26 protein-coding genes are annotated in these 26,026 nt (G+C 74.6%); 9 read left to right on the top strand and 17 right to left on the bottom strand.

Translation table 11 applies throughout. The annotated features are described in order from the left end of the window. Positions 1 to 34: 34 nt before the first annotated feature. Positions 35 to 994 carry an NADP-dependent oxidoreductase gene (locus MF672_RS33245; RefSeq protein ID WP_242383772.1) on the bottom strand — a complete coding sequence of 320 codons (960 nt, stop codon included), beginning with the start codon at positions 992 to 994 and terminating at the stop codon, positions 35 to 37. A 95-nt stretch (positions 995 to 1,089) separates the two neighbouring features. On the opposite strand from MF672_RS33245, the gene MF672_RS33240 reads away from it, so the two are divergent. Further along, on the top strand, positions 1,090 to 1,686 hold the full coding sequence (locus MF672_RS33240; RefSeq protein WP_242383773.1) for a TetR/AcrR family transcriptional regulator: 597 nt from the start codon (positions 1,090 to 1,092) through the stop codon (positions 1,684 to 1,686). Positions 1,687 to 1,744: 58 nt separating this feature from the next. Here MF672_RS33240 and MF672_RS33235 read toward each other — a convergent pair whose 3' ends face one another. Further along, entirely contained in the window at positions 1,745 to 2,152 is a 408-nt protein-coding gene (locus MF672_RS33235; protein WP_242383774.1) for a MerR family transcriptional regulator, read from the bottom strand. A 59-nt stretch (positions 2,153 to 2,211) separates the two neighbouring features. Here MF672_RS33235 and MF672_RS33230 point away from each other — a divergent pair, with 59 nt between their 5' ends. After that, a complete protein-coding gene (locus MF672_RS33230) occupies positions 2,212 to 2,919 on the top strand; it encodes an SDR family oxidoreductase (protein ID WP_242383775.1) in 708 nt (235 codons plus the stop codon). A gap of 41 nt (positions 2,920 to 2,960) precedes the next feature. Here MF672_RS33230 and MF672_RS33225 read toward each other — a convergent pair whose 3' ends face one another. Together MF672_RS33225 and MF672_RS33220 are read right to left on the bottom strand one after the other, a co-directional pair. After that, positions 2,961 to 5,024, bottom strand: coding sequence for a serine/threonine-protein kinase (locus MF672_RS33225; RefSeq protein ID WP_247815534.1), 2,064 nt, complete (start codon positions 5,022 to 5,024; stop codon positions 2,961 to 2,963). 94 nt (positions 5,025 to 5,118) lie between these two features. Continuing rightward, positions 5,119 to 5,907 carry a VOC family protein gene (locus tag MF672_RS33220; RefSeq protein WP_242382293.1) on the bottom strand — a complete coding sequence of 263 codons (789 nt, stop codon included), beginning with the start codon at positions 5,905 to 5,907 and terminating at the stop codon, positions 5,119 to 5,121. A 170-nt stretch (positions 5,908 to 6,077) separates the two neighbouring features. On the opposite strand from MF672_RS33220, the gene MF672_RS33215 reads away from it, so the two are divergent. Both MF672_RS33215 and MF672_RS33210 read left to right on the top strand, forming a co-directional pair. Further along, a complete protein-coding gene (locus MF672_RS33215; protein ID WP_242382294.1) occupies positions 6,078 to 7,283 on the top strand; it encodes a cytochrome P450 in 1,206 nt (401 codons plus the stop codon). Positions 7,284 to 7,288: 5 nt separating this feature from the next. Beyond that, the gene (locus MF672_RS33210; RefSeq protein ID WP_242382295.1) at positions 7,289 to 7,930 is read left to right on the top strand and encodes a TetR/AcrR family transcriptional regulator; all 642 of its coding nucleotides are present in this window, start codon (positions 7,289 to 7,291) and stop codon (positions 7,928 to 7,930) included. Between the two features lie 141 nt (positions 7,931 to 8,071). Here MF672_RS33210 and MF672_RS33205 read toward each other — a convergent pair whose 3' ends face one another. Together MF672_RS33205 and MF672_RS33200 are read right to left on the bottom strand one after the other, a co-directional pair. Beyond that, on the bottom strand, positions 8,072 to 10,555 hold the full coding sequence (locus tag MF672_RS33205; protein WP_242382296.1) for a PEP/pyruvate-binding domain-containing protein: 2,484 nt from the start codon (positions 10,553 to 10,555) through the stop codon (positions 8,072 to 8,074). Between the two features lie 106 nt (positions 10,556 to 10,661). Next, positions 10,662 to 11,702, bottom strand: a complete 1,041-nt coding sequence (locus tag MF672_RS33200) for a serine hydrolase domain-containing protein (RefSeq protein WP_242382297.1) — start codon at positions 11,700 to 11,702, stop codon at positions 10,662 to 10,664. Positions 11,703 to 12,114: 412 nt separating this feature from the next. Between MF672_RS33200 and MF672_RS33195 the strand changes: the two genes are divergently transcribed. Next, on the top strand, positions 12,115 to 12,255 hold the full coding sequence (locus MF672_RS33195; protein ID WP_242382298.1) for a hypothetical protein: 141 nt from the start codon (positions 12,115 to 12,117) through the stop codon (positions 12,253 to 12,255). A gap of 89 nt (positions 12,256 to 12,344) precedes the next feature. Here the strand turns inward: MF672_RS33195 and MF672_RS33190 are convergent, their stop codons facing one another. Together MF672_RS33190 and MF672_RS33185 are read right to left on the bottom strand one after the other, a co-directional pair. Continuing rightward, a complete protein-coding gene (locus MF672_RS33190; RefSeq protein ID WP_242382299.1) occupies positions 12,345 to 12,926 on the bottom strand; it encodes a dihydrofolate reductase family protein in 582 nt (193 codons plus the stop codon). A gap of 635 nt (positions 12,927 to 13,561) precedes the next feature. Further along, on the bottom strand, positions 13,562 to 15,037 hold the full coding sequence (locus MF672_RS33185; RefSeq protein WP_242382300.1) for an FAD-binding oxidoreductase: 1,476 nt from the start codon (positions 15,035 to 15,037) through the stop codon (positions 13,562 to 13,564). An 88-nt stretch (positions 15,038 to 15,125) separates the two neighbouring features. On the opposite strand from MF672_RS33185, the gene MF672_RS33180 reads away from it, so the two are divergent. Beyond that, positions 15,126 to 15,596 (top strand): MarR family winged helix-turn-helix transcriptional regulator, encoded by a 471-nt coding sequence (locus MF672_RS33180; RefSeq protein ID WP_242382301.1) that lies wholly within the window; start codon positions 15,126 to 15,128, stop codon positions 15,594 to 15,596. Positions 15,597 to 15,656: 60 nt separating this feature from the next. Here MF672_RS33180 and MF672_RS33175 read toward each other — a convergent pair whose 3' ends face one another. Further along, a complete protein-coding gene (locus MF672_RS33175; protein WP_242382302.1) occupies positions 15,657 to 16,463 on the bottom strand; it encodes a class I SAM-dependent methyltransferase in 807 nt (268 codons plus the stop codon). 219 nt (positions 16,464 to 16,682) lie between these two features. Here MF672_RS33175 and MF672_RS33170 point away from each other — a divergent pair, with 219 nt between their 5' ends. Continuing rightward, complete coding sequence (locus tag MF672_RS33170) at positions 16,683 to 17,186, top strand: hypothetical protein (RefSeq protein WP_242382303.1); 504 nt, start codon at positions 16,683 to 16,685, stop codon at positions 17,184 to 17,186. Here the strand turns inward: MF672_RS33170 and MF672_RS33165 are convergent. The 5 genes from MF672_RS33165 to MF672_RS33145 all read right to left on the bottom strand — a co-directional run bounded on the left by MF672_RS33165 (position 17,161) and on the right by MF672_RS33145 (position 21,431). Beyond that, entirely contained in the window at positions 17,161 to 17,637 is a 477-nt protein-coding gene (locus MF672_RS33165) for a hypothetical protein (protein ID WP_242382304.1), read from the bottom strand. The genes MF672_RS33170 and MF672_RS33165 overlap by 26 nt on opposite strands. Positions 17,638 to 17,750: 113 nt before the next feature. Continuing rightward, complete coding sequence (locus tag MF672_RS33160) at positions 17,751 to 18,905, bottom strand: MFS transporter (RefSeq protein WP_242382305.1); 1,155 nt, start codon at positions 18,903 to 18,905, stop codon at positions 17,751 to 17,753. Between the two features lie 54 nt (positions 18,906 to 18,959). Next, positions 18,960 to 19,463 carry an ATP-binding cassette domain-containing protein gene (locus MF672_RS33155; RefSeq protein WP_242382306.1) on the bottom strand — a complete coding sequence of 168 codons (504 nt, stop codon included), beginning with the start codon at positions 19,461 to 19,463 and terminating at the stop codon, positions 18,960 to 18,962. Beyond that, on the bottom strand, positions 19,460 to 19,966 hold the full coding sequence (locus MF672_RS33150; protein WP_242382307.1) for a PadR family transcriptional regulator: 507 nt from the start codon (positions 19,964 to 19,966) through the stop codon (positions 19,460 to 19,462). The genes MF672_RS33155 and MF672_RS33150 overlap by 4 nt, the downstream gene beginning before the upstream one ends. Before the next feature lie 16 nt (positions 19,967 to 19,982). After that, on the bottom strand, positions 19,983 to 21,431 hold the full coding sequence (locus MF672_RS33145) for an AAA family ATPase (protein ID WP_302893321.1): 1,449 nt from the start codon (positions 21,429 to 21,431) through the stop codon (positions 19,983 to 19,985). A 573-nt stretch (positions 21,432 to 22,004) separates the two neighbouring features. Between MF672_RS33145 and MF672_RS33135 the strand changes: the two genes are divergently transcribed. Beyond that, positions 22,005 to 22,394 carry a YybH family protein gene (locus MF672_RS33135; RefSeq protein ID WP_242383608.1) on the top strand — a complete coding sequence of 130 codons (390 nt, stop codon included), beginning with the start codon at positions 22,005 to 22,007 and terminating at the stop codon, positions 22,392 to 22,394. A 2-nt stretch (positions 22,395 to 22,396) separates the two neighbouring features. Here MF672_RS33135 and MF672_RS33130 read toward each other — a convergent pair whose 3' ends face one another. Both MF672_RS33130 and MF672_RS33125 read right to left on the bottom strand, forming a co-directional pair. After that, a complete protein-coding gene (locus MF672_RS33130) occupies positions 22,397 to 23,044 on the bottom strand; it encodes a TetR/AcrR family transcriptional regulator (protein ID WP_242383609.1) in 648 nt (215 codons plus the stop codon). 34 nt (positions 23,045 to 23,078) lie between these two features. Next, positions 23,079 to 24,275: a cytochrome P450 gene (locus MF672_RS33125; protein ID WP_242383610.1), complete on the bottom strand. Its 1,197-nt coding sequence runs from the start codon at positions 24,273 to 24,275 to the stop codon at positions 23,079 to 23,081. A 181-nt stretch (positions 24,276 to 24,456) separates the two neighbouring features. Between MF672_RS33125 and MF672_RS33120 the strand changes: the two genes are divergently transcribed. Beyond that, positions 24,457 to 25,458 carry a BtrH N-terminal domain-containing protein gene (locus MF672_RS33120; protein ID WP_242383611.1) on the top strand — a complete coding sequence of 334 codons (1,002 nt, stop codon included), beginning with the start codon at positions 24,457 to 24,459 and terminating at the stop codon, positions 25,456 to 25,458. A gap of 84 nt (positions 25,459 to 25,542) precedes the next feature. On the opposite strand, the gene MF672_RS33115 is transcribed toward MF672_RS33120, so the two are convergent. Continuing rightward, the gene (locus tag MF672_RS33115; protein WP_242383612.1) at positions 25,543 to 25,962 is read right to left on the bottom strand and encodes an Hsp20/alpha crystallin family protein; all 420 of its coding nucleotides are present in this window, start codon (positions 25,960 to 25,962) and stop codon (positions 25,543 to 25,545) included. Between the last annotated feature and the right edge of the window lie 64 nt (positions 25,963 to 26,026).

Raw genomic sequence — 26,026 nt, 5'->3', positions numbered from 1 at the left:
GTACGGACGGACAGGGTCGTCCCCGGCCACCTCCCTAGAGGTCGATGACGACCTTGCCGTGCACGTGCCGTCCCGCCTGCAGCTCGACCGCGGCACGGATCCGCTCGACCGGGAAACGTGCCGCGATCGGCACCCGGAGCCGGCCGGCCGCGACCAGGCCGGCGATCTCGTCGATGGCGCCCGGGGCCGCGTCGGCGCCGTTCGCCGGCGTGATCCCGTCGATCCGGGCGGCGATGGTGGTGATGCGCTCGTCGGGTACGCCGAGTTCGCGTGCCGCGTGCGCCGTGTCCGTCCCGTGCAGATCCAGGGCAGCGGTGACGCCGGCGGGAGCGAGCGCACGGACCCGCTCGACCAGGCCGTCGCCGTAGGCGACCGGCTCGGCCCCCAGGGCTCGCAGGGCCTCGGCCGAGGCCGCCGACCCCGTCCCGATGACGCGCGCTCCGGCGAGACGCGCGAGCTGGACGGCGAACACGCCCACTCCGCCTCCCGCGCCGCCGATGAGCACCGTGTCGCCCGGGCCCGGGCCGACCACCGCCAGAGCCGCGGCCGCCGTGCAGCCCGCGATGGCAAGGGTGGCCGCGGTGCGGTCGTCGACCCCGTCAGGGGTGTGATGCGCCTGGCCGCCCACCGCTATCGTGCCCGCCTCGTCCACGACGACGTGGTCGGCGACCGCGCGGGACAACGCGCCGCCGAACACCCGGTCCCCGGCCGCGAACGCGCGCACGCCGGCGCCGACCTCGTCCACCACCCCGGCGTAGTCGGTGCCGAACCCGCACGGCAGGCTCAAGCCGAACCGCGCGGCGGTCTCGGCGTCGGAGGTCATGAACCAGTCCATCGGGTTCAGGCCGGCCGCGGTGACCCGCACGCGGATCTGTCCCGGGCCGGCGTGCGGCACGGGCACCTCGTGGACGCTCAGCGCGTCCGGCCCGCCGAACGACTCGAACCGGACCGCCCGGCTCGTGGTCGCCGACGCGCCGGCCCTCGTTTCTCCCATGCTCACCTGTCTCCTGTCACGGCTCGTGAGGCAGCACAAACGGACTATGCTCCGTTTCCGTGAGTCACTCTAGCGCAAGTGGAGCGTGATCCGTTTTGGCCGCCGCAGAGATCCGCCGAGCACGGGCGGACGCCACCCGCAACCGCGAGCAGCTCCTGGCCGCGGCGACCCGCTTGTTCGCCGCGGCCGGCGCCGAGCCGTCCATGCGCGCGATCGCCAACGCGGCCGGGGTCGGCATCGCCACGCTCTACCGGCACTTCCCCACCCGCGAGGCGCTGGTCGACGCGGTCTACCGGGACCAGGTCTCGCGGCTCACCGCCGGCGCCGGCGAACTGCTCGCCCAGCTCGACCCGCCCGCGGCGCTGCGACGCTGGATGGACCTGTTCGGGGAGTGGATCGCGACCAAGAACGGGATGCTCGACACGCTGCTCGCGATGGTCGAATCCGGGGAGATCGCCCATGCCCACACCCGGGCCGAGCTGCTCGGGGCGATCGACGAGCTCCTCGAGGCCGGCCGCGCGAGCGGGGGCCTCCGCGCCGACGTCACCGCCGAGGACATCGCCGCCGCCCTCATCGGCATCTTCACCGTGGCCGGCCCGCCCGGGCACGAGGCGCTGGCGGCCCGCCTGCTGGACCTCCTGCTGGACGGGCTCCGCCCGTGCGCCTGCGGCCGGCCCGAGCCGGCCCGGTGAAGGAGCATCCGCGGCGCCCGAGCCCGAGGGCCCTCCATCGCCCGGACGCCTGTCGCGATCACGACGCCGCGGCGTGGCTCTCCCGCGTGGCGTCGTCCCGGCCGGCGACGTACGCGCAGCCGCCGGCCGGGCTCTCGGTGGCGGCGATGACGGCGTCGAGGCGGTCGCGGGTCCGGGTCAGCCCGGCGATCTGGGCGTCGATGCGGTCGCGTTCGGCGAACAGCCGGGCCCGGGACTCCGGCGTGCTGACCTTGGCCTCGACGCACGGCATCAGCTCGGCGATGGTCCGGCTGGACAGGCCGGCCGCGTAGAGCATCTGGATCAGGTGCACCCGGTCGACCACCGCTTCGGGATAGTGGCGCTGCCCGGAGCCGCTCCGGTTCGCGGTCAGCAGCCCCTGCTCCTCGTAGTAGCGCAAGGCCCGCACACTGACGCCCGTCCGCGCCGCCAACTCGCCGATACGCATCGTGACCTCCATCACAACACTTGCCTCTGACGTCAACGTCAGGTTTTAGCGTAGACGACATGCAGATCAACGGAGCACATGTGCTGGTCACCGGCGCGAACCGCGGCCTGGGCCGGCAGTTCGTCCTTTCCCTTCTTGAGCGCGGCGCGGGCAAGGTGTACGCCACCGCCCGCCGTCCGGACCTGATCGACGTGCCGGGGGTCGTCCCGCTGCGCCTCGACATCACCGATCCGGCGTCGGTCGCCGCCGCCGCGGCCGCGGCACCCGATGTCAAGATCATCATCAACAACGCGGGCATCTCCACCGGCGCGAACCTGGTCGCCGGCGACCTGGACACGATCCGCCGCGAGATGGACACCCATTTCTACGGCACCCTCAACGTGATCCGCGCCTTCGCGTCCCAGCTGGCCGACGGCGCGGTCATGAACGTGCTGTCGGCGATCTCGTGGCTCGCCGTCGACGGCGCGGGCGCCTACCACGCGGCCAAGGCCGCCGAGTGGGCGCTCACCAACAGCGTCCGCCTGGAGCTGGCCCATCAGCGCACGCTGGTGACGGGACTGCACCTGGGCGCCGCGGACACCGACATGATGGCCTGGTACGAGGGTGACAAGAGCGCCCCCGAGGTGATCGTCGCGGCGGCTCTCGACGGCATCGAGGCGCATCAGCCCGAGGTGCTCGCCGACGCCTGGAGCCGCCAGGTGAAGGCGTGGCTGGCGGAGGACCCGAGCGTCGTCTACCGGGAGGCGGCCGCCGCCCTCGCGTCCTGACCCGTCCCTCCTGGGAGGCCACGGCCAGGCCGCGCGGAGGCTCAGGGTGAGGCCGGGCCGAGGCTCCAGACGGTGACGTCGCCCCCGACGTCGCCCGCGGCCAGCCAGCTCTCCCCGCCGTCCTCGGCGACGGCCACGGAGTAGACCCGTCCGCCGGGCGTGCGCAGCGGCTCGCCGAGCTGCCGGCCGTCCCGCAGGTCCCAGACGCGGACCGTCCCGTCGAACGCGCCGGAGGCGACGACGGCGCGGCCCTTCACCCGGCCCACGGCCAGGGCGGCGATCTCGGCGGTGTGCCCGGCGAAGGAGGCCAGCTCGTGGCCGCTGCGCAGGTCCCAGACGCGGACCACCCGGTCGGAGCCGCCGCTGACGGCCACCGGCGCGCCGTCCAGGGCCGTGGCCGCCACGGCGAAGACGTCGCCGGTGTGGCCGCGGAACGTGGCGCGGCGGCTGCCGTCCTCCAGGTCCCACACCTGCGCGGTGTCGTCGGCGGAGGCGGTCACCGCGAACGGGTGCCCGTCCATGGTGCCGGTCGCGACGCCGAACACGGGGTCGCCGCCCGCGGCCCGGGGCTGGGGCCCGGAGTCCTTGCCGGTCTTCGGGTCCCATACGTGGATTTTTCCGGCCTGGTCGCCGCTGACCAGCACCGTCCTGCCCGCCACCTGCGCGGCGGCGATCGCGTACACCATCGCCCCGTGCCCCGCGTAGGCCGGGCCGAGCGGGGCGGCGTCCCCCACGCCGGAGACGACGACCCCGCCCCCTTGCAGCCGCCGGAACGCGGCCGCCCGCCCGTCCACCTCGCCCACGTCCACGGCGGCGCCGGCCTCCGCGCCGCCGCCGGCACGCAGCTCGGCGACCTGCGAGGGGCCCGCGTCGAGCCGCCACGCCCTGGCCACGCCGGCGGTGCTGCCGGCCAGCACCACGCGCCGGCCCTGGTAGCTGCTCACCGCCAGGCTGTTCACCTCACCGCCGAGCGCGACCCTCGCCGTCCGCCGGCCGTAGGGCCGGGGGGCGGCGGCGCTCTTCGGCAGGCCCGCGCCCGCCGTCGCGCCACCCGCCGTCGCGCCGCCCGCCGTCGCGCCGCCCGCGGCCGGCGACGTCACGGGGACCGAAGGGGAGGTCGTCATGGGAGCACCGGTCCGCAGGGCCACCACGATCACGCTCACCAGCACCGCCGCGGACGCGGCCGAGCCCACCACCAGGAGCCGGGACCGCCGGCGCCGCGCGGCGGGCAGGACCGGCGGCGTCCCGGCCTCGGGCGTCCAGCCCGGCCCTGGCGACGTCGTGCCCTTGATCGGTGTGGTGACGCTGTGGTCCTGGCCGAGCAGCAGGTGCAGGACCTCGGCCGCGGACGGCCGGTCCTGCGGCGCCTTGGCCAGGCAGCGGGCGAGCAGCGCGCGCAGCGGCTCGGGGACGCCGTCGAGGTCGGGGTGGGCGTTGAGGATGCGGTACAGCACGGCGGGGAAGGTGTCCCGGCCGAAGGACGGGCGGCCGGTGGCGGCGAAGCCGACCGTCACCGCCCAGCTGAACACGTCGGACGCGGGCCGCGCGGGCTCGCCCCGGATCACCTCGGGCGCCATGTAGGCGGGGGTGCCGACGGAGCCGCCGGTGGCGGTCATGTCGATGGCCCGCGCGATGCCGAAGTCGATCACGCGGGGGCCGTCGGGGCCGAGCAGCACGTTCGACGGCTTGAAGTCGCGGTGCACGATGCCGGCCCGGTGGATGGCCGCGAGCGCGGTGGCGGTGCTGACGGCGACCCGGTCGAGCGCCCCGCCCGATCTCGGCCCGTGCTCGCGGACGGAGTCCTCCAGCGAGGGGCCGTCGACGAACTCCGAGACGATGAAGGGCCGGTCGCCGTCGACCGCCACGTCCAGCACCCGGGCCGTGCAGAACGCCGCCACCCTCATGGCCGCGTCGACCTCGCGCAGGAACCGCTCGCGCGCCTCGCTCCGGCCCGCCAGCCGGGCGTGCAGCACCTTGATCGCCACCCGCTCGCCCGAGGGGTGCTCGCCCAGGTAGACCACGCCCTGCCCGCCCTCGCCGAGGCCGCCGACGACGCGGTAGTCACCCAGCCGGGTCGGTTCGCCGGCCTGCAGGGGGCGGAACATGGTTCCCGACGATACACGTCAGGCAAATCGACGGCGATCCCGCGCATTCGGGACGCATCCGGGGCGTGGTCGGGGGCGCGGTCGGGGGGCGCGGTCAGGCGCCGGACGCGGCCAGGTCGGCGGTCCTGATGCCCAGTTCGGGGACGACGGGCTCGCGCTCGGCGGCGGACAGCACGTCACCGGCCTTCCAGGACGTCGCGCCGTCGCCGCGGAAGGCCAGCAGGCGCAGCTCCGGCGGGTGCTCGCGGGTGGCGGTGAGCACGAGGTCGGCCCCGCCCGGCCAGGCGTAGGAGGACGTGCCGGCCTCCAGCGGCGTCTCGATGCCGCCCAGCACGTCGCACAGCACCCGCCGGGCGAGGTCCTGGTCGGCCACGCGGCCGGCGACGGCGGGCAACGACGCGTACGGGCCCGCCGGCTCGGGCCAGGGCGGCGTGAGGTGCATGCCGGGCAGGTCGCCCGCCAGGTCCTTCGGCGTCCCCGCCGACTGCGCCACCTGCACCAGGAACCCCAGCCCGGTCTGCTTCGGGTGCAGGAACCCCTCCTGCCACCACTCGGACTCCAGGTTGACCAGGATCGGCTCGAACCCGCCGGCGCGGGCCGCGTCCAGGGTGGCCCTGATGTCGTGGACCTTGAAGGTGATGTGGTGCGGCCGGGCCGGCGCACCCGTGGCGTCAAGGTAGCGGCGGACGAACGAGGACGGCTCGTCGCCTGGCTCCAGCAGCTCCACGCGCATGCCGTCGGCGTACTGGAGCTGGGCGGGGCTGAAGACGGGCTGGGCGAAGCCGCTGTCCCAGCGGCCACCGTACCTACCGGCGAGCACCGGCCCGGCCTGAGCCCAGCTCCGCACCGCGAGGGCGACGTGGTCGAGCGCGTGTGCCGTCATGAACCACCTTTGTGACAGCGACCCATAATCGGACGAAACACGTCCATAACTGGGACGCTAGGGCCTGGCACCACCCCTGTCAACGGCGGCTCACCGGAAGTCGAGTCACTTGACTTAACTAAGCGATATGACTTAGATACCCCCAACCGCGACCGCAGGGAGAGTGCCTGGTGACCGAGACGCCCGCCTACCCCTTCCGCAACCCCACCGCCCTGGAGCCGCCGCAGGAGTGGGCCGAGCTGCGGGCGGGCTGCCCGGTCGCGCCGATCCGGCTGGCCAGCGGCGACACCGCGCTGCTGCTGACCCGCTACGACGACGTCAAGCAGACGTTGTCCGACCCGCGCTTCACCCGGCAGCTCGACGCCGAGGGCGCCGCGCGGGTGACGGCCAACGAGTCGGGCGGCGTGTTCGGCAGCGGCGTCGCCGGGGCCGGCGCCATGACCGGCGACGACCACAGGGCGTGGCGGCAGCTCGTCGGCCGGGCGTTCACCGCCAAGCGGGTGCTGGCGATGCAGCCCAGGATCGAGGCCATGGCGGTCCGGCTCGTCGAGGGGATGACCGCCGCCGGGCAGCCCGCCGACCTGGTGAGCGCGGTCGGCTTCCCGCTGCCGGTCTGGGCGATCTGCGACCTGCTCGGGGTGCCCGACTCCGACCGGGAGAAGTTCGCGTACTGGTCGGACACCATGCTTAGCATGACCAGGTTCGCCCAGGAGGAGATCGACACCGCGCAGGCGGAGTTCGACGCCTACCTGCGGGCCCACGTGGAGGCCAAGCGCGCCCAGCCCGGCGAGGACCTGCTGAGCGAGCTGGCCGCCATGGTCGAGGGCCTGGACGGCGGGCTCACCGAGCAGCTGCTCACGATGACGGCCAAGGGCCTGCTGGTCGCCGGGCACGAGACCACCGCCAACATGATCGGCAAGATGGTCTCGATGCTGCTGGCCGACCGTTCCCGCTGGGAGGCCCTGCTGGCCGACCGCGCGCTGGTCCGCCCGGCCGTGGAGGAGGCGCTGCGCTTCGACGCCAACCCGGGCTTCGGCATGCCCCGCTACCTCAGCGAGGAGGTCGAGGTGGGCGGCGAGGCCCTGCCGGCGGGCACCACGGTCATCTGCAGCATGGCCTCGGCCAACCGCGACGAGCGGCAGTTCGAGCAGGCCGACCGGATGCGGCTCGACCGCTCCCCCAACCCCCACCTGGCCTTCGGCGCCGGGCCGCACTCCTGCCTCGGCCAGGCGCTGGCCCGCACCGAGCTGCAGACCGTGCTCAAGGTGCTGCTGGACCGGCTGCCGACGCTGGAGCTGGCCGTCCCGGCGGCCGGGCTGCGGCGCCGCGAGGGCCTGATCGTCGGCGGCCTGGAACAGGTCCCGGTCCGATGGTGAGGACGGTGAGGAACGCCGGGCGCTCCGCCGGGACCCGCGAGGCCATCCTGGACGCCGCCGAGCGGCTGTTCGCCGAGCACGGCGTCGCCGAGGTCTCCAGCCGCCGGATCAGCGAGGCGGCCGGGCAGGCCAACCACTTCGCCGTCGGCTACCACTTCGGCGCCAAGCCCGACCTGGTACGGGCGCTCATGCGCCGCTACAACGCCGACACCGAGCAGCGGCGGCTGCGCATGCTCGACGCCCTCCCCGACCCCGCCGGCCTGCGCGACTGGGTCTCGTGCCTGGTCCGCCCGGCCACCGACCACCTCGACACGCTGGGCGTGCCCACCTGGCGGGCCCGCTGCCTGGCGCAGATCACCACCGTTCCGGCGCTGCGCCGCATCGTCGTCGAGGAGTCCGTCGCGACCCCGTCGATGCGGCGCACCTTGGAAGGCATGTACCGGCTGCTGCCCAGCCTCCCCCGGGAGGTGCACCGCGAGCGCGACGACATGAGCCGCCTGCTCGTCGTGCACACCCTGGCCGAGCGCGAACGCGCCCTGCACGAGGGCTCCGCCACGGCGCGCACGAGCTGGGAGTACGCCGCCATCGGCCTCATCGACGCGCTCGCGGGCCTCTGGCTGGCCCCCGTCACCCCCCTCGGCACCTGATCGGCCACGGCCGAGCGGCCGGCGACGCCACGTGGGTCACAACGGCCGGACCTGGTCCATCGACGGCGGCGGCTCCCTGCACGATCAGGCGCTTCATCCGGCAGGCGCGTGGCCCGGCAGGCCTGTCATCCGGCAGGCCTGTCATCCGGTAGGCGCTGCACGATCAGGCGCTTCATCCGGTGCAGGCGCGTCATCCGGCTCCACGCGGACGGTGCCCGCCGCGCCGTCGATCGTGATGAGCTGCCCCGTCCTGATCTCGCGGGTCGCGTCGCGGACGCAGATCACGGCGGGGATGCCGTACTCGCGGGCGACGGTGGGTCCGTGCGCGACCGGGGAGCCGGTCTCGGTGACCAGCCCGGCCGCGGTCAGGAACAGCGGCGTCCAGCCGGGGTCCGTGGTCGGCGCGACCAGGATCTCGCCCGGCTCCAGGCGCGCGCCCGCCGGGTCGCGGATCACCCGTGCCCGGCCGGTCGCCCGCCCGGCGGCCCCGGCCATGCCGGACAGCACGCCGTCCCGGGGCGGCTGCGCGGGGGCGAGGGCCTCCACGTCCGTCCCGTCGGACAGCAGGGCGGCGGGGACGCTGACCCGGCGCAGCTCCCGCTGGTGCTCGGCGCGCCGCGCGGCGGCCCGCGCGCGCTGCCGGGTGTCGCCCGACGCGGCGGCGCGGGCCTCCTCCAGGGTCAGGAACATGATGTCGCCGGCGTTCTCCAGCCGGCCGTCCGCCGCCAGCTCCTCCCCGGCCAGCAGCAGTTGCCGCCGGGCCCCCTGGATCGCCGGCAGCCAGGCGAACTTGCCGATCTCCCGCAGGCCGGTCAGCTCCCGCGAGCGGCGCATGAGGAAGGCCGCGAGCCGGCCGCGTACCGGCCGGACGCGCCGCGCCCGCCGCGACAACGTCTCGATCATCCGCTCCGCCCGGCGGGCCGCGGCCGCGAACCGCACGTCGGGAGCCTGCTCGGGGTCGTCCACCCGCAGGTAGTTGGCGATCGTGGCGAACAGCGGGGCCGGGTCCTCCGCCCAGCGGGGCACGCCGACGTCGATCTCGGCCGCGGCGCGCATGCCGTACCTGGACAGGAAGTCGCCCAGCCCGATGTCGGGCAGGTCGCCGGCGAGGTACCGGGCGGCCAGCTCCTCCGGCGGCGTACCGAGGAACAGCTCGCGGTGCTCGCGGGCCCGCACGGACACGTCCCAGAGCCTGAGGTCCATCTCGGTGGTCACGTTGTGCGGCATGCCGCCGAGCACGGTGCCGAGCTCCTCGTCGGTCGCGACGCCGGCGAGCAGCGCGGCCGGCGCGGTGCCGGCGATCATCCCGGCGCTCAGCGGCCCGAGGATGCCGTGCAGGCCGGGGCTCATGATGCCCTTGTGGGAGTCCTCGACCACCCAGCGCAGCCGTTCGGCGGCGGTGGCGGGGCCGGGCGGCGGGGTGCTCATCCGCCTGATCACCGCGACGCCCCGGTAGGCGCGGGCGCGGGCGCGCGCCGGCGCCACCAGGCTCGACACCGTCCCGGCGAGCGTCACGGGCAGCAGCCGGATCGTGCCCTTGACCGCCGTGCCGAGGCGGAACGGCAGGCCGGGCCGCGGCGCGAACCGCGGGTCGTCCAGCAGCCGCCGCACCGCCCCCTGCACCCGCGGCCCGTAGATCTCCAGCGAGGGCCCGAGCCGCGTGCGCACGGCCTTGCTGCGCAGGAAGTCGGTCAGGTCGAAGAAGAGCCGGCCGCCGATGGGGACGAGCCGGGGCAGCGGGTCCCGCGGGTCGGGCCTCGCGCCGACGGCGGCGAACCACAGGGCCGCCCCCGTCTTCAGCAGCGACACCCCCATCGGGGTGCACGGGCGCAGCATGCCCTGCACGTGGCCGAACTCCAGGTAGACCCGCACATCGCCGGTGTCGGGCGGCTGCGGGAAGAGCGTCGTGACCGGCCGGGACTGCAGGAGCCACAGCTCTCCCCCGGCGTCGATCGCCCATTCGACGTCCTGGGGCGAGCCGAAGTGCCGTTGCAGGCGGGTCCCTGCCGCGCGCAGCCGTTCGAGCTGCTCGGCGTCGAGACATCCCCCGGGGACGGGCTCGGCCGGCGTCCCCTGGCGCAGGACGTGGTGGTCCGGCACGACGCTGCCCTCGACGACGGCGGTGCCGAGGCCGGGCGCGGCGTCGACGACCATCTCGGTGCGGCAGCCGGTGACCGGGTTCGCGGTGAACAGCACGCCCGCCGCGACCGGGTCCACCATGCGCTGCACCACCACGGCCATGGCCGCCTCGCCCACGCCGGCCGCCGCCCGGTAGGCGACGGCGCGCTCGGTGAACAGCGACGCCCAGCAGCGGCGGACCGCGTCGACCAGCTCGGCGCCGCCCTCGACGTTCAGGTACGTGTCCTGCTGCCCGGCGAAGCTGGCCTCCGGCAGGTCCTCGGCGGTGGCGCTGGAGCGGACCGCCACCCGGCCGCCGCCGAGCCGCTCGTAGGCGTCGAGCAGCTCCTTCTCCGGCAGCTCGCCGGAGCGGTAGGGCTCGACCGTGAGGCAGAAGCCGGCGGGGACGCGCTCGCCCGCCCTGATCATCTCGCCGAGCCCGGCGGCCTTGCCGCCCACCAGCTCGATCATGGTGGCGTCGATCTCGGCGAGCGGGATCAGGTTCATCGTGCGATCTCCTCGGGCCAGGCACTACGACGACGTTGCCGACCAGCCTTCCCGGCGCACCGATGTTGACGTTAACACCGGCCGGGCGCACGCACCAGGGCAGCCGTCAGGAGGCCGGTCCGGGGCAGAAGGCCGTGCCGTACAGGTCGGTGAAGGTCGCGTGGAAGTCGTTCCAGTCGCCGTTGAGGTTGCACACCAGCGCGTGGCCGCCCTGGCGCTCGCCCATCGCGTACGTCGTCGAGCCCTGGATGTAGCCGCCCCCGCCCCACAGGGTGACGCCGCAGGCCAGCCGCTGGGAGTAGACGCCCAGCCCGTACGCGGTGTCAGGGACCCATCCGGAGCCCTCGGTCGGGACGGTGGTGAACATCTCGCGCTGCTGCTCGGGGGTGAGCAGGCGGCCGGAGAGCAGGGCGTCGAGGAAGCGGTGCAGGTCGGAGGTCGTGGAGACCATGCCGCCGGCGGCTCCGGCCCAGCTCAGGTCGGCGTCGGTGACGTCGTGGACGGGAACGGGGCCGCCGGCCTCGTCGAAGGCCGAGTAATGCCGCGCATGCGGCACAGGCAGCGCCCCACCGCCACCGGGGCCACCACCGCCGCCGTTGCCTTCGCTGGGCAGGCGGGTGCCGGTCAGGCCCAGCGGCCGGGCGACGCGGCGCTCGATCTCCGCGGCGAGGGGCGCGCCGGTCGCCTTCTCGACGATCAGGCCGGCGATCGTGTAGTTCGCCTTGGAGTAGATGAACCGCTCGCCCGGTGCCGCCGGGGGCGGAGGCTCCTGACCGGGGTAGATGTCGGGCAGCCCGCTGGTGTGGTTGAGCAGCTGCCGGACGGTGATCGCGGTGCCGTCGCCGCCCAGATGTTCCTCGACCAGGCCGGGCAGCCACGCGGCCACCGTGTCGTCCAGGGTCAGCTTGCCGTCACCCGTCACCCGCAGCACCACCGCGCCGACGAACGCCTTGGTGAAACTGCCGATGCGGAAATGCTCTCCGGGCCGCCGCGCCTCGCCGGTCGTGAGGTCGGCGACGCCCGCGGTGGCGTACCAGGGCGGTGCGCCGTAACGCCGCAGCTCGGCGACGACGCCGGGACCACCACCGGCCACGGCGCGGTCAAGCGCCTGCCGGAGCTCGTCGTGGCGCGCCTCAGTCGTGGACATACGACCTCCTTGAACAGGGGGATGCGAACGCAAGCAACCGTAGTTGACTAATAGCGATACAGTCAACCGAAGTTGCTTAGTGGCAGCGAGCGAGCGTTCGCACAGAGAAGGCCTCGGAGCGCCGTCCACGCCGATCCCGATCACCTGCCGCCGCCCTCGACGCCCCCTCAGGACCCGCCGCCGACCACCCACCGCCGGCACCCCTTGCAGACCCGCCCCCACTTCCCCTCTGGCGAGCCGCCCGCCTCGGGACCGGCCTGCCCGCGAAGGTCGCGACAGGTGGCCTGCCGGCCTCGGCTGGGACTGCACGACCTGCCGCTGATCGGCCTGGTGGTCCTGGGGCTCACACTGGGCGGCGCCCTGGACGTGCGCAGCGCCATGGTCAACGTCACCGTCACCCCTGACCAGGTCATTGTCGTGGTACGACCACGGTCTCGTCGTCGTGTGGACGGCCAGCGGCCGCAGGGAGGTCACCCCGGCCGCGGCGTTCAACGAGATGGCCAACCCCATAGCCGACCTCGGGCACGGCCATGAGGTCTGGAAGCAGTTGTAGAAGCTGCCCCGCAGGCCGGGACCGCGGCCGCGGCCACGCCGCCGCCTGCTGTACCCAACCGGGCCTCCAGCGGGCAGGGTCCGGCGGCGTCAGCCGGCCGTGGTGTAGCGCAGCAGCACGTTGTCGGAGCCGTCGAGGCGGCGGACGTCCGCGACGGTGAGCCCTTCGACCGGCTGGGTGAAGATCGGCGTGCCCTCACCGAGCGCCTTGGCCCCGACGATCAGGTGCAGCTCGTCCACGAGCCCGGCGCGGAGTAAGGCGTTCCAGGTGACGCGGCTGCCGAAAGTGACGATGTCGCCGCTGTCGCGCTGCTTGAGCTCCTTGACCCAGCCTTGGGCGTCGGCGCGCGCGACCACGGTCGTCCGGTCGGCCCAGGGCGCGATGTCCTCGGGGGTGAGCGAGTCGGAGATCACGCTGACCTCGATCCGCCCGTAGATCTCGCCGAACCGTCGGTGCACCGCCGACGCCTCCGGATTGTCCGCCTGAGCGGGCCAGAACCCCATGAACATGCGGTACGAGTCGGCGCCGAGCAGCAGCGAGTCGGCGGCCTCGATCCGTTCCAGGTTGTAGGCGTCGAAGGCGGCGTCCATCGGCAGCACGAGCGGGTTGCCGTCCGCCGCGGCGTAGAAACCGTCAAGGGACATGATGGTGCAGACGACGAGTTTTGCCATGTCGGGTGCTTCCTTTGCTCCGTGAGATCGGCTCGGGGCACTCACGATGCCCGGCGGGCGGGCAGGCCGACAGAAGCAAATGTCACCAGAGCTGCGGTGATTTTCGCCGAGGTCGGTGGAGGGCGCAGGGCGAGCGGGCGAGCGAGCGAGCAGCCCAGCGAGGCCAACGGGCCGGGACGGCGCGCCGGGGCGGCGGTCCCAAATCGCGGGCCGGGTTAGTGGGGGCCGGGTTGGTGGGGCCCGGCTGGTGGGGGCCCGGTTGGTGGGACCCGGTTGGTGGAGGCCGGTTCGCGCGGGCCGGTTCGGGCGGGCCGGTTCGGGCGGGCCCAGTTGGCGGGAATGGCGTGGCGCCGCAGTCCGGGCCTTCACGGCCTCGCCCAACGCCGTCCGCGCTCGCCGCCCGCCGCCAACGCCCGACGCCATCGCCGCCGTCCGCCGTCCGCCGCTCGCGGTCTGCCGCTCACCGCCCACTGCTGACCGCCCGCTGCTCACCGCCATCGCCCATCACGCGTCGGCCATCACGCGTCGGCCATCACGCGTCGGCCGTCGCCACCGCCCGCCGTCACCATCAACGCCCACGGGACACGGTCGCCGTCCACCGCCCAGCGTCCGTCGCGCTCTCCTGTCCGCCGCCGTCAGAATGAGGGGCCGGTCGCCGGTGGGATGGTGTGGTTGATGCGGAACAGGTGGTCCGGGTCGTAGGCCGCCTTGATTGCCGCCAGCCGCCGGTAGTCCGCCTCGGTGTAGGCCCGTCTGACCCGTTCGGGCGACGAGTCGTGGTCGAACAGGAACCCCGGCAGCATGGCCCCGGTGTCCCACCGGCGCAGCCGTTCCAGCGCCTGGTCGGCGGTGGCGCGTGCCGTCTCGCCCTGCCCGGCCGGGGCGGGCACCCGCAGCCACAGGTGGAAGGCCGCGCCCTGGGTGCTGACGGCGTGCGGGCGGCCAGGCGCGCGGTTCAGCGCCCCGCCGAGGTGGCGGAGCTCCAGCCCGGGGAACGGGCCCGTGCCGGGCGCGGACGGGTCAATGAACGACACCAGCTCCCGCACGGCCTCCTCGTCCGGCTCGTGCAGCAGCGCGCTGCGCAGGTGCACCGAGACCGGGTTCTTGGGGTCCTGGTAGATCCCGGTGATCCGCGTGTACGGCATGGCGGCGCAGGTGTCCTTCTCCGGGCCGAGCGCGCGCAACGGCTCCACCAGCCGCGCGCCCTCCTCCTCGTCCCCCATGTGCACCACGCGGATCACCACGAGCGACCGGCCGCGGTACTCCGTTGGCAGTTGCGGCACGTCGGGGAAGCGCAGCAGCGACACCGACGTGGACATCTCCTCCGGTTGCTCCTTGGCCCAGGCCAGGTAGAAGCCGAGCACGTGGGCGGCGCGCCCGGCGTCCGGGACGGGGTAGGACAGCTCCCCGCCGTAGATCGTGCGAAGCGGCAGCAGCTCGATCTCGGCGGCGACCACGACGCCGAAGTTGCTCTTGCCGCCCCGCACCGCCCAGAACAGGTCGGGCTCCCGCTCGGGCGAGACGGTGCGCAGCACGCCGTCGGCGGTGACGAGGTCGAGCGAGCGGACGTGGTCGGCGGCGAAGCCGTAGGTGCGGCCGGTCAGCGGCAGGCCGCCGCCGGTCAGGTAGCCCATCACGCCGACCTGCTCGGACGAGCCGCACAGCGGCACCAGGCCGTGCTCGGCCGTGGCGGCGAGCACGTCGCCCCATCGCAGCCCGGCTCCGATCCTGGCGGTGCCGGCGTCCGGGTCCACCGACAGCTCGCGCAGCTCCCGCGTGGCGATGAACACGGCCCCGTCGGCGGGCACCGACTTGCCGTGCCCGGTCGACTGCACCGCGACCGGGCGTCCCGTGCGCACCGCGAAGCGGACGGCAGCGGCGACGTCCGCGGCGTCGGCGGCGATCACGACCACCGCGGGCCGGTGTTCGACCGTCAGCAGCCAGCCGGAGCACGCCTGGTCGAAGCCCTCGTCGCCGGGGCGGAGCGTGCGCCCGCGGACGGACGCGGCCAGGTCCGCCAGGTCGGGGCGGGTCAGGCCGGTCCCGTCATCCAGCGGGACGGGAGGCGTGGGGTGGGTGTTCGGCAGGTCGTTCATCGAAGTCTCCAGCATGTGGTATTCCGTTGGGCAAACCAACGTTGGCGAGACCAACAATACAGATAATCGTGGGCAGCGCCAACCATTTGCTAGATTCGCCCTCGTGAACACCCCAGAGGCAACGCCGCCGCAACGGCTGCGCACGCTGCCGAGCAGGCTGGCCAACCACGCGGCGCTGACCGCCAACCGGATCGTCGACCACGCGCTCGCGCAGGGCGGCGTCCGGCGCTACCACTACGCCCTGCTCGCCACCCTGGAGGAGTTCGGCCCGGCCAGCCAGGCCGCGCTCGGCCGCCGTACCGGCATCGACCGCAGCGACGTCGTGGCCACCGTCAACGACCTCGCCGAACGCCACCTGCTCCAGCGCACACCCGACCCCGAGGACCGGCGGCGCAACGTCATCACCATCACCGCGGCCGGCCGCGAGCAGCTCGCCCACCTCGACCGGCTGCTCGCCGCCGCCCAGGACGACTTCCTCGCCCCGCTCACCCCAGCCGACCGGCGCACCCTGATCGGCCTGCTCACCCGCCTCGCCGACCACCACGACAACCGGCACGACGGCAGGAACGGCTGAGCCGCCCCGCAACCGCGCCGGGCCGGCCGTCCGGTCGCTACCGAAGGGGCGCCGGCGTCCTCACCGGGCGAAGGTGTCGGGCCGGTACTGCCAGACGAACTCCAGCCACGGCGGGGCCACCCCCATGAAGTGCGCCCAGGTTCCCGGCTCCGCGCCGGGGCCGTCGCCGCGGACCTCGGTCAGCAGCCTCAGCAGGAAACCCTCGCCGATCAGGCCGTTGACGACGCGGTCCAGCGTCTGCCGGTACTCCCGGGGCGCGGCGACGGCGGGCGCGTCCGGCCCGCGCTCGTACACCCAGTCCTGGTCCTCGTAGGAGGTGACGGCCTCGTCGATGTAGGGCTGGGACAGCAGGTAGCCCGCCCCGTTCCAGGAGTGGTGAGTGAGGCCGGAGAAGAACGGGTTCGCGCACATCAGGTAGTAGTGGCCGCCCGGCCGGACCACGGTCGCGACCTCGCGGAAGACCACCCGGCAGTCGGGGACGAACGTCAGCGAGTACGGATGCCAGACCCAGTCGAAGGAGGAGCCGCCGAGGGCGGACAGGTCGCGCATGTCTCCCTGGACGGTGCGGACGGCGACGCCGTGGTGCTCCGCGGCCAGGCGGTCCCGCTCGAGCTGCCCCGCGGAGATGTCGAACACCGTCACCTCGGCCCCGAGCAGGGCGAAGGCCACGGACTGCTGCCCGCCGCCGCCCGCCAGGCAGAGCACCTTGGCTCCCGACAGGTCGCCGGGGACGCCCAGCCTCTCCAGGCCCAGGTACGCGCGGGCCTGCCCCGCGTCCAGGCCCAGCATGGGGCGGGTGAACAGCGCGTCCGCCCGCACGAGGGCTTCCCAGCGTTCGAGGTTGTAACGGTGGACCTCATCCTGCACAGCGGACACCGTACCGGCGGCGGGTCACCGCCCGCATGCGGATTTCGGCCGGGGGCGTCCGCCGTTTGACGCAAACTTGCCGATCGCGGCGGGCGCTGCCACCCGCTCCCGCGGCCGTCGAGCGACTACTGTCCCGTGAACATGGGAAAGGGTAACCGCATTCGGCGTCAGCGCAGGCAGTTCGGGCAGCACGAGCCGGCGAGGACCATGACGAGGGCCGTGACGAGCGCCGTGACGAGGCCCGAAGCAGGCGCGGCTCCTCAGGAGACGGCGGCCGACGTGAACGCCTCGCCCGAGACGTTCCTCACCCGCCTCGACGCCTGCCTGTCGGAGCACACGCACACCGAGCCCCCGACCACCGAGCCCCCGCACACCGAGCCCCCGACCACCGGCCACGCCGCCCGCGAGGACGGCGGGCATCCGGGTCTCCACGAGTGCGGCGAAGGCGCCACGCCCTCCCCCGCCACCGTGCCGGAGGTGCTGACGGTTCTCGCCGACGGCCGGGAGCTGCGGACCCGCGACCTGGCGGCGGCCGTACTCGCGGGGCGCGGTTGCCGCTGCGACGCCCGCCCGCCGTTCACGCAGGCGCTGCTGGACCTCCTCAAGGGCGACGCGCGGGTGGGCGGGACGTTGCGGCGGCCGACGTACTGGTGGCGGTCGCTCGCGGCCGCTCAGGACGGCGGCGCGGAGCCGGCGCTCACAGGCCCACCATCCGGAGCTTGATGTCGTAGGCGTAGTAGGTCTCGTCGGTGCCGGTGATGCGCTTGGTGAACACGTACGTCTGCCCGGGGGTGAGGGTGGCGCACGTGGCCCCGTAGGCGTAGATGTAGCCGAGGCCGGTGCCGCTGGAGACGACCGGCGGGGTGACCTCGCGCAGCGCGAACGACACCAGCCCGGTGGTGCCGACGGTGGTGCTGACGTCGTCGAAGTCGCCGGGGTCGGCGTCGTCGCCGGCCCGCATCGGGACCCAGCCGTTCGGGTACAGGTAGCTGTCGACCAGGAGGCGGAGCTCGTCCTGGCCGTCGGCCTCGTCCACGTTGACGGCGTCGAGGTCGTAGAACTCCACGCGGCACGACGTGGACGCGGCCGACGCGAGCGCCGGCGCGGCCGTGGCCGCCGGTACCGTGAGGGCCGCCGCGGCGGCGAGTGCGGGGATCAGCCTGGTGGGACGCATGCCGTTCTCCTCGGGTGTCCGAATGTCGATGGGCGGGACGACTCCAGGGTGCGCGGGGAGCGTCAGCGCATCGTGAGAGCCCAGGTCGGACGGCCGTCCACGGCCCGGGCTGGTCAGGCGGCCGGCACCGGGCGGCGCGCCTGGACGCCCGCCGCGCCCGCCACCGCCAGCCCGAGCAGCCCCAGCAGCGCGGCCGTCCAGGCGGGCGCGGTGTAGCCGAGCCCGGCGTCGATGGTGAGGCCGGCGGCGAAGGAGCCGATGGCGTTGCCGAGGTTGAAGGCGCCGATGTTGGCGGCCGAGGCCAGCGTGGGGGCTCCGGTGGCGGCGTCCAGGACGCGGGTCTGCAGGGGCGGCACGGTGGCGAACGCGGCCACCCCGAACAGCGTGATCGCGACGACGAAGGCGACCTGCTCGCCGGAGACGAGGGCCACCACCACGGCCAGCAGGGTCAGCAGCGCCACCGAGCCGTAGATGCTGGGCATCACCGCCCGGTCGGCGAGCCGCCCGCCGATCAGGTTGCCCGCGACCATGCCGGCGCCGAACAGGGCCATCACCACCGGCACGGCCCCGGCGGGGAAGTGCCCGACGCCGGTCATGATCGGCGCGATGAACGTGATGACGGCGAAGACCGGGGCGAACCCGAACACGGTCATGGCGAGCGCCAGCCACACGCCCCCGCTGCGGAAGGCGCCCAGCTCACGCACCAGGCCGCCGGACGGGCGCGGCCGGCGCGGCACGAGGGCGAGCACGCCGAGCAGGCCGGCCACGCCGATCGCGACCACCACCCAGAACGTGGCCCGCCAGCCGAACGCCTGCCCGATCCAGGTGCCGAGCGGCACGCCCAGCACGTTCGCCAGGGTCAGGCCGGTGAACATCAGCGCGATCGCGCTGGCCCGCCTGCGCGGCTCGACCAGGTCGGCGGCCACGACCGAGCCGACCCCGAAGTACGCCCCGTGCGCGAACGCGGCCAGGAACCGCCCGGCCATGAGGACCCCGTACGAGGGCGCGAGCGCCGACAGCAGGTTGCCCGCGATGAACAACGCCATCAGCCACAGCAGCATGGTCTTGCGCGGCAACCGGCCGCCGAGCAGGGTCAGCGGCGGCCCGCCGACGGCCACGCCCAGCGCGTAGCCGGACACCAGTAGGCCGGCGACGGGGATCGTGACGCCGAAGTCGGCGGCCAGGTCGGGGAGCAGGCCGTTGATGATGAACTCGGTGGTGCCGATCCCGAAGGCGCTGATCGCCAGGGCGAACAGGGCGAGAGGCATGAAAGATCTCCTCGTACGACGTTAGTGAGCGTGTGCATTATTTGCACACGCCGACTAATAGACCATACAAGATGCCTCCGGCCGCACGACGCCCCCGCCCCCGTTCCCGCCCCCCTCCCCGGGTGGCGGTCCGCGGTCAGCCGCCCTCGCGCAGCGTCTCCAGGCGGAGCGCGGCGCAGCCGGCGACCTCCAGCCGGTCCAGCCACCGCGCCGCCGCGTCCGCCGCCTCCGCCGGCCGCGCCCGTCGAACATCAGCGGCAGCGCGACGTTCTCCGCCGCGGTCAGCTCGGGCACCAGCTCGCCGAACTGGAACACGATGCCGAAGCTCGCGCGCCGCACCCCGGTCAGCTCGTCCTCGGCCAGCGTGTCGAGGCGCCGGCCGTCGAGGACGGCCTCGCCGGACTCCGGGCGCACGATGCCCGCCAGGCAGTGCAGCAGCGTCGACTTGCCCGCGCCGCTCGGGCCCGTCACCGCGACGATCTCGCCCTCCGCGACCGCCACCGTGACGTCCGACAGCGCCCTGGCGCCGCCGAAGGACTGCTCAGCCCCTGGCCTCAAGCATGGTCATCCTCCCTCATCCGCGCGAGCGCGGTCTCGATCCAGCGCAGGTCGGCGTCGAGGTGCTGCAGCGCGTAGTCCGCCGCCAGCACCTGGGCGGGCGCGCCGGCGGCCTTCTCGGCCGTCAGCTCGCGCATCCTGGCGAGGTGCGCCTCGCGCTGCCGTACGAGGTAGCCGTCGGCGGCCTTGCCGGCGACCGCGACCCTGGCGAACAACGAGCCGGCGACGTACGGGGCCGGCGGCTCGACGGCGTTGAGCCAGCGCTCCAGCTCGGCCCGGCCACCGTCGGTGATGGCGTACACGGTGCGCTCGGGGCCGCCCTCCTGCGAGGTGCCGGCGACCTCGGCCAGGCCGTCGCGCTCCAGGCGTTGCAGCGTGGCGTAGACCTGGCCGTAGGGCAGCGGCCTGGCGCCGGCGAGCCGCTGATCGTGCTCCTTCTTGAGCTCGTAGCCGTGCTTGGGGCGCTCGGCGAGCAGGCCCAGCAGCACGTGACCGATCGACATGAGCAGGACTATTCATTTAATGAATAGTCGGCGTTCCCGATCTCAGGACGCCCGCGTACACCAGGCGGGTCGGCTCGGGCGTGGTGGCGTCCAGGGCCTCCCTGGTCAGGTCGCTGGCGAACTCGTAGCTGCCGCCCGACACCGTCAGCAGCCCGGCGGCGAGCGCCCGCTCGCAGTGCCGGGCGGCCACCCGCGCGGGGACGCCGGCCAGCCGCCCCAGCGCCACCGGGTCGAAGGCGGGGCCGAGCAGGCAGGCCGCGCGCAGCAGTCGCTCGGCCTGCTCCCCCAGCCCCCGCACCCGGCCCAGCACCCAGGCGCGCACCGGCTCGGGCACGCCCGGCTCGCCCGCCGCCATCCCGCGCAGCAGCTCCACCGCGCAGCGCGGATGCCCGCGGGTGCGCAGGAACACCGCCTCGCCCAGCTCGGGGCCGAGCCCGGCGGCCACCGCCAGCTCCCGCACCGCCTCCGGCGGCAGCGGGCCCAGGCGGATCACCTCGGCGGCCTCGCCGAGCACCCGCTCGACCTCGGCCGGCCCGCCGGACGCGGCGGCGGCGGCCGGCGGCCCGGGCGGGGCTGGCCGCGCCGTGGCCAGGACCAGCAGCCGCGCCCCCCGCACCCGCCGCGCCAGGTAGTGCACCAGCTCCACCGTCGGCGCGCCCGCCGCGTGCAGGTCCTCCAGCACCAGCAGGACCGTCTCGCGCTCGGCCAGCGCGCGCAGGAACGCCGTCACCGCCTCGTAGGCGTGCCGGCGCTCCAGGCTCTCGCCCCGGGACAGCCGCTCCAGCGCGCCGGCCCACTCCCCCGCCAGGTCGCGCAGGGCGTACCCGGCCAGGCCGGCGACCCGCAGCGCGTCCACGAACGGCTGCAGGAACAGCGGGCGCTCGATCTCGTGGCAGCGGGCGCGCAGCACCAGGCCGCCGCGGGCGCCCGCCAGGCGCGCCACCTCCTCCGCCAGCCACGACTTGCCGATGCCCGGGTCGCCGACGATCAGCAGCACCCCGGTCCGGCCCGCCTGCGCCCGGACCCAGGCCCTTGCCACCCGCTCCCCCTCCCGCACCCGCCCGCCCGAACCGCCCCAGCCCGAACCGCCCCAGCCCGAGCCGCCCCACCCCGGGTCACCGCGCCCGCACGGGCCGCCGTCCCCGCTCCGGGCCGCGCGCCCCGGCTGCTCGCGCAGCACCGCCAGGTGCACCTGCCGGGTCTCGGCGGTGGGGTCGGCGCCCAGCTCCGCCACCAGCCTGCGGCGCAGCCGCTCGTACGTCAGCAGCGCCCGGGCCGGCTCGCCCGCGGCTACCTGCGCCCGCATGAGCAGCCGGTGGGCCGCCTCGTCGAACGGGTCCGCGCGGACCGCCGCCTCGGCCGCCTGCCCGGCCCGCACGGGATCGGTGGCCAGCAGCCCGGCCGCGGCGGCGTGCCTGGCGCGGCGCAGCAGGCTCGCGGCCTCGTCCCGGCCGGCGCGGCCCACAGGCCCGCGCCTCCTCCTCCAGCACCCGGCCCTCGCCGAGCGTGCGGAGGCGCGGGCCGCCGCCGCGCCCGCCAGCGCCGGCTCCCCGCCGCCAGGCAGCCTCCGCCTCGGCGACCAGCGCCGCCGCCTCGTCGAGGTCGACCCGGACGGCGGGCGGCGCGCCCAGCCGGTAGCCGCGCCGGCCGCCGGGCACCGCGTCCGGGCCGAGCACGCCGCGCAGCCTGCTGACCAGGCTGGCCACGTTCGCGGCCGGCTGCTTGGGCGCGCGTCCGCGCCACAGCGCCTCGACGACGCGGTCCATCGGCACGACGTGGCCGCGCTCCACGGCGAGCAGCTTGAGCAGCGTCCTGGCCTTGCCGCCGATCACGCCCCTCCCGCACGGCACGCCGCCCCGCTCCACCTCGAACGGGCCGGCCATCCTGATCAGCACCCCGGAAGCGGGTTCGCTCATGGATCCCCCCTGACGGCGTCCTCTGCCCGGAGGGCGTGCCAGGCCGTTCCACCGGCTTGACCTTGCCGCCGGTGTCAACGTCTACGCTCGTGCTCCCGACAGCCCGGACGAAACGGATGACCATGAGCGCCGAGCACGACACCCTGCTCCAGCACGACCAGGACTTCTTCGACGCCCTGGTGGCGGGCGACGCCGCCCGCCTGGCGGACCTCCTCACCGACGACTTCCTGCTGGTCGGGGTCGAGGACGGCGTGGTGGCCGGCAAGGACGTGCTGCTGGAGCTGGTGGGGTCGGGCGCGCTGCGGTTCCCCGGGATCGACGCCTTCCCCGGCGAGGCCGTGGTGCGGTTCTTCGGGGACGCGGGCGTCGTCGTGGGGCGGACCGCGATGCGCTTCACCCAGGACGGCGGGCCGGGCTTCGGCGCGGGCAGCCGCTACACGCACGTGTACGCCGCCGACGGGCGCGGCGGCTGGCGGCTCGCCTCGGCCCAGGGCACCGCGATCAAGCCCTGAGCTCACACCCGGTAGGACGCGGGCAGGCCGTCGGCGGGCAGGTCACCGCCGGACGGCGCGGGCAGGTCACCGCCGGACGGCGCGGGCAGGTCACCGCCGGACGGGCGCAGGCTCGACAGCAGCAGGGCCAGGTAGCGGCGCGGGTCGCGGTGCGCGGGGTCACGCGAGCTGGCGGTCGCCAGCGCCATGACGACGATCGCCGCCAGGTCCCGGACGGCCAGGTCGTCCCGCACCTGCCCCGTCCGCTGCGCCCGGGCCAGCACCTCGCCGAGCGGCCCCATGAACCGCGCGACGATGTCGACGGTGAACGCCCCCGACCGGCGGGCCGCCTTCAGCAGCCCGTGGTGCGCGGCGAGGGTGTCGACCGTCGCGGCCAGCGCCTCGGCGAGCGCGGCCCCGGCGTCGGCGGCGTCGCGGGCGGCCAGCACCAGCGGCTCGACCTCCTCGGCGAAGTACGCCTGGAAGGCGGCCCTGATCACCCCGTCGCGGTCGCCGAAGCGCCGGTAGACGGTGGCGCTGCCGATGCCGGCGAGCCTGGCGATCTCGTCGAGTGAGGCTTCGGGGCCGCGGTCGCGCAGGATCGCGATCGCGGCCCTGACGATCCGATCGGCGTTGCGCAGCGCGTCGGCCCGCTGTCGCGGCTCGTGCACACGCTGAACGCTAGCAGCCGGACCGTGACGGCGGTTACCAGGCGACTTCCAGCCGGGTCAGGCCGTAGACGACGTTGAAGGAGCGGAACTCGGGCGTGGCCCCGGTCTCGCGCAGCCCGGGGAAGCGTTCGAACAGCGCGGGGAAGGCGATCCGCATCTCCATCCTGGCGAGCGGCGCGCCCAGGCAGTGGTGCACGCCGTGGCCGAAGGCGACGTGGCCGAGGTCGCCGCGGGCGATGTCGAGCCGGTCGGGGTCGGCGATGAAGGCCGGGTCGCGGTTGGCCGCGGGCAGCGCGCAGATCACCAGCTCGCCGGCCGGGATGCGGGTGCCGGACAGCTCGACCTCGGTGGTGGTGACCTTGCCCGTGCCGGCGTGCACGATGCTGAGCCAGCGCAGCAGCTCCTCCACCGTCGCGCCGATGCGTTCGGGCTCCTTCCTGAGGAGGTCGAGCTGGTCGGGGTGGCGGAGCAGGGCCAGGGTGCCGAGCCCGAGCATGTTGGAGGTGGTCTCGTGGCCGGCGAGCAGCAGCAGCCCGGCGATGCCCACCAGCTCGTCGATGGACAGGTCGTCGCCGTGCTCGCGCACCAGCATGCCGAGCATGTCGTCGCCGGGGTCGGCCTGGGCGCGGGCGACCAGCCCGGCCATGTAGGAGCGCTGCTCCAGGCTGGCCGCCATCCGCTCCTCGACCGGCTTCGACAGGTTGAGCAGCGTGCCGGTGCGGCGCTGGAAGTCGCCGCGGTCGGCGTACGGCACGCCCAGCAGCTCGCAGATGACCAGGGAGGGGATCGGCAGGGCGAAGGCGGAGACCAGGTCGGCGGGCGGGCCGCCGCGCTCCATCGCGTCCAGGTGGTCCTGGACGATCTCGTGGATGCGCGGCTCCAGGCGGCGCATCCGCCGCATGGTGAACTCGGGCGTCAGCATGCGGCGCAGCCGGGTGTGCTCGGGCGGGTCGAAGGCGAGCAGGTTGCCCGCCCGCATCGTCCTGAGCTGCTCCTCGCTGTACTGCGGGCGGCCGGCCGCCCGGAAGGCCATGCCCTGGCCGTTGCTGAAGCGGGCGGGGTCGCCGAGCACCTCGCGCACGTCGGCGTAGCGGCTGACGACCCACGCGTCGAGGCCGAACATGGTGGGCACCCTGCGGACGCCCTCCTCCTCACGCATGGCCGACAGCTCGGGGTCGGGGTCGAACGCGCTGCGCCGCATGTGCAGGGGCAGTGTCACGGATTCGCTCATGTCATCTCCCGAGAGGATTCGGCCTCGGACGGACTCGACTGACCGCGCGTCACAAAAATGAGAGTAACCCATCATTTCGTTGGCCGCGCGGACCGGGACGACCCGGTTGGACTCTCCCCCTACAGGAGACCCCATGCTTGCTGTGGGCCCGCTGAGAGCCCGGCGACCGAGGGGAGCGACCATGACCGTCCTGACCGGCATCGAGCCTCGCGGGCTGCAGCACTGCGAGACGACGGCGGCCGGCGTGCTGCTGCGGCACGAGGGGATCGACCTGTCCGAGCCCATGCTGTTCGGGCTCGGCGCGGGCCTGTCCTTCGTCTACTGGGACGCCAGGAACCTGCCGTTCCCGTTCCTCGGCGGGCGGGTGAAGCCCTTCGAGCTCACCAGGAACCTGGCCGCCAGGCTCGGGCTGACGCTGGAGGTGGAGGAGACCGGCTCGGCGCGCAAGGCGTGGCGGAACGTCGCCGCCCGCATCGACGCCGGCCGCCCCGTCGGCCTCCAGCTCGACTGCTACCACCTGGACTACTTCGGCACGAAGGTGCACTTCGGCGGCCACGTCGTCGCCATGTACGGCTACGACGAGGAGTACGCGTACCTGGTGGACACCGCCCCCCAGGGCGGGGCCGTGCGGACCGGCCTGGCCTCCCTGGCCCTGGCGCGCGCCGAGCGCGGCCCGATGACTGCGAGGAACCGCTCGTTCTGGCTCGCCCCGCCGCGCCGGCCGGTGGCCTGGCAGGAGCAGGTCGTCCCCGCGATCAGGGCGTGCGCGGCCGCGTTCCTCGCCGCGCCCATCGCGAACGTCGGCCACCGCGGCATCGCCAAGGCCGCCCGCCTGGTGCCCGGCTGGCTGGAGCGCGCCGCCGACCCGGCGCGCGACCTGCCGCAGGCCGCGCTCCTCATGGAGCGGGCCGGCACCGGCGGCGCCCTGTTCCGCGCCCTCTACCGCGACTTCCTCGGCGAGTGCCTGCAGTTCGTGGACGACGACCGCCTGCGCGCCGGGCACCGCCTGTACGCCGAGGCCGCCGAGCTGTGGACGGAGGTCGCCGCCCTCGTCGAGAAGGCGGGCGAGGGCGGCGAGGCCGGGGCGGCGCACCTCCGGCGGGCGGGCGCGCTCCTCGACGACCTGGCGCACGTCGAGCGGGACGCCATGCAGGCGCTGAGCGAGCTCGGCCCGCGCCCCTGACCCGGGACAGGGGTCCGGGGTCAGGGACGCGGCGGGGGCCGGGCCGCGTCGTGACGACCGGGGCCCGGACCCGCCGGTATTGCCCTACTTCGCCGGGGTGACGGTGATCCGGCGCGCCGCCGGCTTCCTCTCCTCGGCCAGGGCGAAGGTGATCTCCAGGATGCCGTCGTGGTAGGCGGCCTTGGCCTCCTGTCCACGGGCCTCCTTGGGCAGCCGGACCGTGCGGTGCAGCTTGCCGTACTGGAACTCGGTACGGCACTGCTCCCTGCTCTCCTCCGGCCGCTCGGCCTCGATGCGCAGCATCCCGTCGTCCACCATGACCTCGATGCCCTTGACGGGGTCAACGCCGGGCAGCTCGGCCCGGACCACGTACCGCTGGTCGGCGACGTACTCCTCGACCCGGATCAGCCGGGCGAACTCCCGCCATCCCGCCATCGGCCCCTCCAGCCACTCGGGCAGCTCCAGGACCTGGAAGGGCAGGTCACGGCGTGTGATCGCGGCCATCGCGTCCTCCTCTCGCGAGCGGATGGACCACTTCGAGCCAACCCCCGCCCGCGCGTGCCGGCGG

The organism is Actinomadura luzonensis, assembly GCF_022664455.2.
GTDB classification, from domain to species: Bacteria; Actinomycetota; Actinomycetes; order Streptosporangiales; family Streptosporangiaceae; genus Nonomuraea; species Nonomuraea luzonensis.
Note: the sequence above shows the minus strand (reverse complement) of the source record. Positions and strands in the feature narration are given on the sequence as shown.